At 41.0% G+C, this 8,724-nt stretch carries 5 protein-coding genes and 1 pseudogene; all 6 read right to left on the minus strand.

The genetic code is table 11. The features are described 5' to 3' along the window. Positions 1-432: 432 nt before the first annotated feature. Positions 433-2,067 (minus strand): type I restriction-modification system subunit M, encoded by a 1,635-nt coding sequence (locus H5072_RS06045; protein WP_182692995.1) that lies wholly within the window; start codon positions 2,065-2,067, stop codon positions 433-435. A gap of 1 nt (position 2,068) precedes the next feature. Beyond that, the gene (locus H5072_RS06050) at positions 2,069-3,274 is read right to left on the minus strand and encodes an AAA family ATPase (protein WP_182692996.1); all 1,206 of its coding nucleotides are present in this window, start codon (positions 3,272-3,274) and stop codon (positions 2,069-2,071) included. Next, on the minus strand, positions 3,271-4,527 hold the full coding sequence (locus H5072_RS06055; RefSeq protein ID WP_182692997.1) for a restriction endonuclease subunit S: 1,257 nt from the start codon (positions 4,525-4,527) through the stop codon (positions 3,271-3,273). Before H5072_RS06055 ends, H5072_RS06050 begins: the two co-directional genes overlap by 4 nt. Beyond that, the gene (locus H5072_RS06060; protein WP_182692998.1) at positions 4,520-5,620 is read right to left on the minus strand and encodes a YhcG family protein; all 1,101 of its coding nucleotides are present in this window, start codon (positions 5,618-5,620) and stop codon (positions 4,520-4,522) included. The genes H5072_RS06055 and H5072_RS06060 overlap by 8 nt, the downstream gene beginning before the upstream one ends. Then, positions 5,613-6,563, minus strand: coding sequence for a type I restriction endonuclease subunit R, EcoR124 family (locus H5072_RS21065; protein ID WP_404936320.1), 951 nt, complete (start codon positions 6,561-6,563; stop codon positions 5,613-5,615). The genes H5072_RS06060 and H5072_RS21065 overlap by 8 nt, the downstream gene beginning before the upstream one ends. Then, positions 6,561-8,675, minus strand: a pseudogene (locus H5072_RS21070) (type I restriction endonuclease subunit R); the annotation flags it as partial. The pseudogene H5072_RS21070 and the gene H5072_RS21065, both read right to left, overlap by 3 nt. Between the last annotated feature and the right edge of the window lie 49 nt (positions 8,676-8,724).

Here is an 8,724-nt window from a genome sequence, read left to right on the forward strand (position 1 = left end):
AGGTCACCTTGAGATAATGCTAAAAAGCGTAACTTGTCTGCTGCGTCTGATGCATTTGACACAAGCTCACGTAAAAATATTTCTTTATTAGAATAAAGAGAATGAATCATTAAGTTTAATAATTGTTTTACTTCTGTTTGAAAGCCTAATGTTTCTTTTTGTGCTGCAGTCATTTATATATCTCCAATTTGCAAAGTATCTGCGTTATGCACTTAATATGGGGTGAGGTGTTAGAACTTCAAGGGAAAAATTTAAAAAAGGTAAAACGAAAGGACTTAATACTTAAATTCAAGAATTATTATTGAAAACTCAAAGAACAAAACAAACAATTAAACCACTTTAAAGTAAAATCATACGGGCTCGTCTTTATTAAACACCTCAGTATACTGACTCACTCACTGAGGTGTTATTATGGCTCTACTTCATCAACTTTTACTTAGGCAGTTTAGCCAAACCAAGCTGTTCTAAAAATTCATTATGTTTATTTAATGCACTTACAATATCTTTTTCAATATTATGTAAGTCTTTATTTACTTCAGTGATATTTACTTTTATCTCAGCCTTTGCTGTACTCACATAACGCGAAATATTAAGGTTGAAGTCGTTTTTCTCAATCTCAGCCATCGACACCCGGCGTGAATAACGCTCTTCTACATTGCGGTTTTTATAGGTTTCAACGATTTTTTTAATGTCGTTAGGCTCATCGCCTTTGCCTTCACGTAAAGTGTTCTGGCGCTTGCCCTTTTCATAATGCTCACTGGCATTAATAAACAATACATCATCGTACTTTTTGCATTTTTTCAGCACAATAATACACACCGGAATACCCGTTGAAAAAAACAAGTTCGCAGGTAAGCCAATTACCGTATCTATGTGGCCATCGTTGAGCAGTTTAGTGCGAATACGCTGCTCTGCGCCGCCTCTAAACAGCACACCGTGGGGCAGAATAATTGCCATGGTGCCTTCATCGCTTAAAAAGTGAAAGCCGTGCAGTAAAAAGGCAAAGTCAGCAGCGGATTTTGGCGCAAGGCCGTGGCTTTTAAAGCGAAAATCTTCGCCCTGCGCTTCACTCGGATCCCAGCGGTAACTAAAGGGCGGGTTGGCTACTACGGCATCGCATTTGAGTTTTTTCGCCGGGTTCATCTCACTGAGCATGTCCCAGTCGTTTAATAAAGTATCGCCGTGGTGAATGTCAAATTCGGTGTCTTTTACGCCGTGTAGTAGCATGTTCATGCGAGCAAGGTTAAAGGTGGTGATGTTTTTTTCTTGGCCGTAAATTTTACCGACGCTGCCGCCTGCATCAACAATATGCTTACGTACATTAAGTAATAACGAGCCTGAACCACAGGCAAAATCTAATACCTTGTTGAGCTTTTTCTTTTTGCCGGTTTTTGGTTCTTGGCTGTCTAGGGTGACAATTTCTGATAAAATAGTCGAAATAGGTTGCGGAGTGTAAAATTCACCGGCTTTTTTACCTGAACCAGCGGCAAATTCACCAATCAGGTATTCATACGCATCGCCCAAAATATCGCTGTCGGTAGAAAATCCAGCAATGCCTTCGGAAATTTTTTGAATAATGCTACAAAGCTTTTTATTGCGTTCGCTGGGGGTTTTGCCTAACTTTTCTGAGTTTAAGTTAATCTCCGAGAACAAGCCTTTAAAGTTACTGTTAAAGCTTTGCTCTTCAATGTATTTAAAGCCCGCCTCTAAAGTTTGCAGTAATTCACTGTTTTGGGTGCGTGCTAGTTCGGCGATACTCGTCCACAGGTGGCGCGGTTCAATCACATAATGCAGTTTACGGCGCATTTGTTTTTCAAACTCGCCCACATCATCGCTATTGTCTGTATACCACAGGCTCAATGGCGCAGTTTTATCATCTGCTGTTAGACTCGGGTAATCACGGCCAAGCTCTTTTTGCGCCGCCGTTTCGTAGTTATCTGACAAGTAGCGTAAAAATAAAAACGATAACATATAGTCACGAAAGTCATCGGCGTTCATCGCACCGCGTAGGCTGTCGGCTATATCCCACAGGGTTTTGCCTAAATCTTTAAGTTGTTCTTGGGTCATGTTAATTGATCTCTTCGAGTTGTTCGGCTTGCGCTTGTTGCACGTTTGGTTCTTGTGGCGCTGGAGGCTCTTGCTGCACTAATAGTGCTGGAAACAGCGCAGGGTCAAAGCGGTAGTTGTTCATGAAATTGCGTAGTATTCGGCGAAAATGCCCTTTATTTTCATCTGTCATTTCCATTGGCTCAAATAACGAATAATTACCATGGCTTAAAATATTAATTATACGCGCGTGCAATATGCCTTCTGGATCATCTTTTTCCTGTTCAATACAGGCGGAGAAGTTTTTGAAGCCATGAAAAGTCGCTGTTTTTTCTAAAATACTGCGTAAAATATTAAAATGGTAGGTAAATAAATCACCTGATTGAGCTGCTTTATGCAGTTGCTCTAATAGCGCGACATGGTGAAAAAATGGCGTGCTATTGGTATATCTCAACTTATAGCGTTGTGCTTCTTTATCGTAACTTAAAAAGTAGGGCTGTAGCTTTTTCTTCTCATTAAGCTCATTCCACATCACATTAAAAAATAAAGTATGGTGGGATGAAATTACCGCTTTAATGGTGTTTTTTTTCAGCAGCTGAGCAAGATGGCTTGCCACCGCAATGGCGTTATTATCATCGAGTGATGAAATTGGGTCATCAATATATAAATACTCTACCCAGTTGTAAGTCACTTGTTTATCGGCGGCTAATTGGGCAATGGCGAGGAAAAAACACCAAATAAAAATATTTTCTTCACCGCGTGATACTTTGATATGTTCAATATTTTCAGCTTTATTATCAATTAATACTTCGCGGATAAAATTCACATGGCCTTTTTCATAATCAATCAAAAAATTGAAATCGCCGTAGCGTTGCACCAATGGCCTAATTTGATTTTCTAAATCGAGGTCTTCATCTTTCAGTGCATCAAAAAAACTGGAGGTCTTATTGAGTTTCAAAACTCGAGTTGCATTCTCTTCAAGGTCATTATCCCAACTAAACAAATCCTCTGTAAAAGCATTAAAATACAAGGTATCGCGCTTACCCTCTTTTTTACCTAGCTCTTTAAAGGCCATCGACAAACGAGTTTTACCTGTGCCGTTATAGGCAAATAATAAGGTTTGCTTGACGGTTTTTGGGTTTTTATTGTTCTGTGGTATGCCGTTTTTTAACACATGGCGTAAATGTGCTGCCACTTCATCGAGCGTCGCAAAGGTTAACTCACTCATGCGCCCACCTTAGCTTTGGCATCCATGTGGCCATTCTCAGCCGATGGAAATAATTGCTGCATTAACCCTTTTTTGTGTGTTTTAAGGGCTTCAATTTTTTGACTTTGTGCGGCGATAAGTTCATCTAGTCTAGATAGACAGTCGGCGATTTTTTGTTGCTCATCAAATGTTGGAGCTATGGCTACATTTAGATTTTTCTGAGCAGTTATGCCTATATATGCTCTTGTACCACCGCCAGAGGCATTTTTAAGTTCCCCCTGAAATAATTCAGATATAAACGAATAAGCTAAAAATTTGTTTAGTAATTTTTCTTTATCCTTTACTCTGTAATAGGTTACTTGTGGTGTTAGCATCAAATATGGAAACTCATTCTCCTTTACCGTTGTTACGCTTCCAACGGTTCCCTTATGTGTTAAAAGTACATCACCTTCTTTAGCAAACCCTTTCTGTAAATTGTCTGCTTGCTCTTTGGATAGGTGTGAGCATTTTAAAAGATCTATTTCCCCATTCTTAATATCGTTCGCCATAATAAATGGAATGCCGTACTTAACATAGTCACTTGATTTAGGATGAATGTTTCCATGATTTCCATCTTTAGGAGGGAAAATAAGTTCGTTTTGGATTAGCATTCCAATTGTAGATTTTGTCCACTTCTCACCAAACTCAGGAAACCTTAGCTTAGGGACGGTTTCACCTTCGGCGGGGAAGAGTTGTTGCATTAGGCCTTTTTTATGGGCTTTTAAAGCGTCCAGTTTTTGGTTGTGCGCGCTCACCAGTTCGTCGAGGGATGAAAGGCAATCAGCAATTTTTTGTTGTTCTCTGGGGCAAGGCAGGTCAATATCAAGTTCTTTCAACTGTTTACCTGTAATCAAAGTCTGACCTGAACCAAAAACCATTTGGTTTAATCCAAAATTATCGAGGGTATAGTAGATGAAATCAATACTCTCTGTTTTTTCTAATGTAATTACTAATGTATTATCCGTAACGCCATACTTACCAGATGCTTTAGTTAAAAGGCCTGCATTGGCTCCGACGCGAGCAGCTAAAATTAACTCATCATTGAAAGTATCATTTAAAGTTCTACCAATTATACCAGTTGAACCATATAGATCGTACGCACCATTCTCTGCGGCTTTATCCTTTCCTGAAGAGATGCTAATACATAACTCACCTAGTTTTTTACTTCTCCATTGACCTTTAAACTCAGGAAACCTCAATTCAGGCACTAGCCCTTTTTCAGCTGATTTATTCATTGTCTTCTCCTTGCCTTCGCGCGGGTTCAGCCATTTGCTCAATATCTAATTCGTCTTGCGCTGGCAGGTCTTGTAATAGCTGATGCAGTTTGGCTTGCAGCAGTTGTTTGTCGGGCAGTTGGCATTGGTATTGTGCAACTAGTGTTGGCGATAAGTTGCGGGATAGGGCATATTCGACCACTTCGTCGTCTTTATCGCGGCACAGTAACACACCTATGCTGGGGTTTTCGTGGGGCTTTTTCACGTCGCGATCGAGTGCTTCAAGGTAAAAGTCGAGCTGGCCTAAATGCTGTGGGCTAAATTTACCAATTTTTAGCTCAAAGGCGACCAGTGCGGCGAGGCCTCGGTGAAAAAACAGTAAGTCTATATAAAAATCTTGGTTGCCTACTTGCAAGCGGTATTCTTCGCCAATAAAAATAAAGTCTTTACCGAGCTCTAAAATAAAGGTTTTTAGGTTTTTTATAATGGCCTGTTGCAGGTCGCTTTCGCTGTGGCTGCTGGGCAGGCCTAAAAACTCTAAAGTGTAGTTGTCTTTAAAGATGCTTGCGCTAGTTGGGTGCGATTGTCTCAGCACTGCTGAGAGTTTTGGTTGCTCGCTTAGGCTGCGCTCAAAATGGGCGGCGTTTATTTGGCGCTCTAGCTCGCGGCTGCTGAGCTTTTCATTTTGCACTAGGATTAAATAATATTCGCGCTCAGCTCTGCTTTTACAGCGCGAAAATATAATGGTGTTGTGTGTCCACGGTAATGCTCTCACCAGTGGTGCGAGTGTTGTATCGTGTTGATAGGTTTCGTAAAACTGCTTCATGCGCCAGAGGTTTTTATCGCTAAAGCCTTTTATGTCAGGGTCTTGTTGGGCAATGTAGGCGGCGAGTTGCTTTACCACGCCTTTGCCCCAACTTTGCGATGCGACTTTTTCGCTAATAGTTTGCCCGACTGACCAATACAACTCAATTAACGCGGTATTTACTTGGGCAAATACCTGCTGGCGGGTTTGTTGAATATGCGCCAGCACATGAGCGAAAATTTGTGTATCAACTAGCTCTTGCGGCTGTTTATTTTGCTTATTTGTAGGCTGGTTAGTTGGCTTATTCATACGCTGCAAGCCCTGATATTTCACGCCCTTGGGCAAGTTTATGTAAATAAGGAATTAAGTCTTCCATTAGCGCGAGCTCTTTTTGGGTGCGGGCTTTCCAGCCTAAATCAAGCGGCGCAAGTAAGTCGCTGAGTTGTTCGCCATCAAAAATCATGTGCTGCATTATGCCATCAACAAAGTCTTGTAAGCTTTGGGGCGTTAGGTCGTGGTTTATGGCCAGTTGGTTTAATTCGTTAGCGGCTTTAGCGGCCTTAAACTTTTGAAAGCCGATTTTAATTTGTTCTACATTCAAGGCCACACCCGTTGGCAGGTTTTCGATGTAGGCAATAATGTCGTCGCGGTCGTCCATTAAATTAGCTTGTGCGCTGATCAAATCAATCAACTCTTGGCGAGTCATTTTGTGTTTGCTAGTACCTTGCCCTGTTGCTTGGGTCGATTGCGCAATTAAGCCCATGATGTAGTCGTAATCAATTAAGGCTGAAGCAAACAAAACAAATTCAAATTCGAGCTGCTCTATGGTTTCGTCGAGTTCGCCGTTATTTTTGTCTTGCTTACGCTTTAAGCCTTTGGCTGTTTCGAGATAAACCCCTTTAAAGCTTCTGAGGTTGTCGATTGGCATGGCTGCTTCAATGCTTTGCTGTTGTGCTTGGTCGAGCTCGGTGTATTGATCTATTTGGGTTTTGAGCTTTTGCACTTCTTTAAAGTGGTTAATAAATTCGGCTTTGGCGGTGTCACCATTGAGGTTTGCTGCTTCTGATGGCGTGCAATCAAGCCCTTTGCTTTGCATAAAGGTTTGCAGTTTGGTGATGGCTTGTTGGTATTTTTCAACCACGACTGGCGCGGGCTCGACTAGCCAAATTTCTTTAGCGCGATCTTTTGCAGCACCAGAGAACAGCTCTATGGCTTGGTTTACTTGTTTTTCTTGGCCGCGAAAATCAAGAATATTGCCCCACGGTTTACTGTCGTTTAATACGCGGTTGGTACGTGAAAATGCTTGAATTAAACCATGATATTTAAGGTTTTTGTCAACATACAGGGTGTTGAGGTATTTGGAGTCAAACCCTGTGAGCAGCATATCGACCACAATGACGATGTCGATTTTATTTTTATGGGGGTAGTCGGCATTGTTGTATTTTTGGTCTTTAATACGCTGCTGTACATCTTGGTAGTAAAGATCAAATTCATTAATGCTGTGGTTGGTGCCAAATTGCTGGTTGTAGCTGTTGATAATGGCAATCAGCGCGGCTTTTTTTTGTTCAGGCTCTTGTTGATTATCGAGCTTTTCTTGCGGCAGGTCTTCTTACAGCTGTTTTATGTCTTTAACATTTTTGTCGGCATTGTGCGCTTGGTCGTCATCGGTATTTTTAGGTGGCTGTGCCGGTGGCGAAAATACACAGGCAATATTAAGTGGAATAAAATTTTCGTCTTCGGCTTGTTTTTGCGCTTGTTGAATTTTGAATTGCTCAACGTATTCAATGGCATCGTTAATTTTGGCTGTGGCAAGCACGGCATTAAATAACCGGTTGTTAGTTGCTGCGTTATGCTTGACTAAAATTTCTTTTACTACAGCTTCTGGCGGTGGTGTTACCGTGTCTACTTTACCGGTATTGTCTGGACTTATACTGTTTTTGCCAAAAAAATCAATGTGAAAACTCAGTACGTTTTTATCATCAATGGCGTTGGTGATGGTGTACGCGTGTAGTTCGTTTTCGAAAATATCTTTGGTGGTTTTAAATGAGCCTACCGTGCCGTCGATTTGAGTGTAATTTGAGTTGTCGTCAAAAATGGGCGTGCCTGTAAAACCAAATAACTGTGAATTTGGAAAAAAGTTTTTAATGGCTTTGTGATTTTCGCCAAATTGTGAGCGATGACATTCGTCAAAAATAAACACCACACGCTTATCGCGCAGTGGTTCTAGGCGTTCTTTAAAAGTTTGTTGGCCATCTTTGATTTTGCTTTGATTGCGTTTGCTGTTTTCATCCAGCGCGAGGCCAAGCTTTTGGATAGTGGTAACGATGACTTTGTCGGCATAATCTTCTGACAACATGCGGCGTACTAGGGTTTCAGTATTGGTGTTTTCTTCTACGCAGCCGTCTTGAAATTTGTTAAATTCTTCACGAGTTTGGCGGTCTAAGTCTTTACGGTCAACCACAAACAGGCATTTATCTACATCTGGGTTGTCTTTAAGCAGTGTAGAGGCTTTAAATGAGGTTAAGGTTTTGCCTGAGCCTGTGGTGTGCCAAATATAACCATTGCCACGGTTGTCGTGAATGCAGTCGATAATGGCTTGCACCGCATAAATTTGATATGGGCGCATCATCAGCAGTTTTTGCTCTGATTGCACTAATACCATGTAGCGGCTGATCATTTCCCCTAACGTGCATTTAGCTAAAAAATAGTCAGAAAAGTCGTGTAGATGGGCAATTTTTCTGTTGTTATCGTTGGCTAATTGATAAATCGGCAAAAAGCGCTCATCGGCATTAAAGCTAAAGTGTTCGTTGCGGTTGTTGGCAAAATAATAGGTTTGATTTTCATTGCTGACAATAAATAGCTGCATAAAGCACATTAAGGTATTGCCATAGCCGTTACCTGCATCGTTTTTATAGTTAACGATTTGCTCCATAGCACGGCGGGTAACAATTTGGTGGCTTTTTAGCTCTATTTGAACCACAGGCACGCCGTTGATCAACAAGATCACATCGTAGCGATGGTGGCTGTCATCGTGGTTAATACGTAGCTGGTTAATTACTTCAAATTCGTTTTTACACCAGTCTTTTATGTTCACTAAGGTGTAGTGCAGAGGCGTGCCATCTTCACGTTGGAAATAACCGCGCTCTCGTAGGGTTTTAGCGGCACTAAACACATCATTGGTGATTATTTCTTGTAGTAAACGCTTGAATTCTTTATCGGTTAAATTAACACGATTTAGGGCTTCGAATTTTTCACGAAAATTTTGCTCGAGTGCACTCTGACTGCGAATGTCAGCTCGGTAGGTGTATTTGAGATCTGTAAGCTTAGTTATTAACTCATTTTCAATTTGTTGTTCTTTTTTCATTGTTTTCTTCCAGTTTACAACTAAGTATATTGAGGCTTATATCAGAACT

This window comes from Pseudoalteromonas sp. SR45-5 (assembly GCF_014163565.1).
Classification (GTDB): Bacteria; Pseudomonadota; Gammaproteobacteria; order Enterobacterales; family Alteromonadaceae; genus Pseudoalteromonas; species Pseudoalteromonas distincta.